The following is a 761-nucleotide window of genomic DNA, read 5'->3' as shown; positions in this document are numbered from 1 at the left end:
GCTCGTTGCTGCTCCGTACTTGTCTCCCAATGACTGGACGCCGCGTTTGGATGCCTACTTTGCTTCCCCTCTGGCGCTATGCGCACGACGGGTAAGCAGTGCGGCCTCGCGGCTACTGGGGACTACCAGCCCTCGCTTCGCTCTCCATGCCTGGCAGCGAAAGAAAACCAGCCCGTTCCTGTCTATCCCGTGCAATACATCCCCAACACCGAGGATGAAATCAGCCTGGTGGATATCTGGCTGACCTTCAGGAAGCACCGCAAGCTGTTTTTAAAGGTGGCCATCGGAGTTACCCTGCTGGGACTGATCGTCGCGCTGATCATGCCAAAATCTTACGACCTGCGTACCTCCATAGAGATCGGCACCGCCATTCGCGGGGACACACCCACTCCCATCGAAGCACCGGAAACGGTCAAAGCCAAGCTGGAAAACTCCCTGATACCCATGGTCATCCACCAGCTGAACAGTGCTGAAGAAGACGACACCATAGAATACAAGATCAGCACGACCATCCCCAAGAAAAGTGCATTGATCGTACTGACGAGCAAGACGACCACGGACGAAGAAACGCAGTACAAAAAACTGCACAACATGGTGATCGAGGCAATCACCAAGGATCATGCAAGAATCATCAACGTTCTGAACAAGCGTGTCTTCGACCTCGTGATAGATTTTGGGACATCCCAGTCCCCAAAATCGACTCGGCCTTTGACAACCTATTCGTGCCCCAGCCGTCCTGGTCACCAAGCACTACACAACAA

General features: G+C 54.0%; 1 protein-coding gene. It reads left to right on the top strand.

Annotation, left to right across the window (positions count from 1 at the left end; translation table 11 throughout):
• Positions 1-78 precede the first annotated feature (78 nt).
• A partial coding sequence (locus ACOCD2_RS23530; protein WP_419623411.1) for a Wzz/FepE/Etk N-terminal domain-containing protein occupies positions 79-761 on the top strand: 683 nt, incomplete at its 3' end.

The sequence above is a fragment of the Thiolapillus sp. genome (assembly GCF_048562965.1).
Taxonomy (GTDB): Bacteria; Pseudomonadota; Gammaproteobacteria; order Chromatiales; family Chromatiaceae; genus Thiolapillus; species Thiolapillus brandeum_A.
Note: the sequence above shows the minus strand (reverse complement) of the source record. Positions and strands in the feature narration are given on the sequence as shown.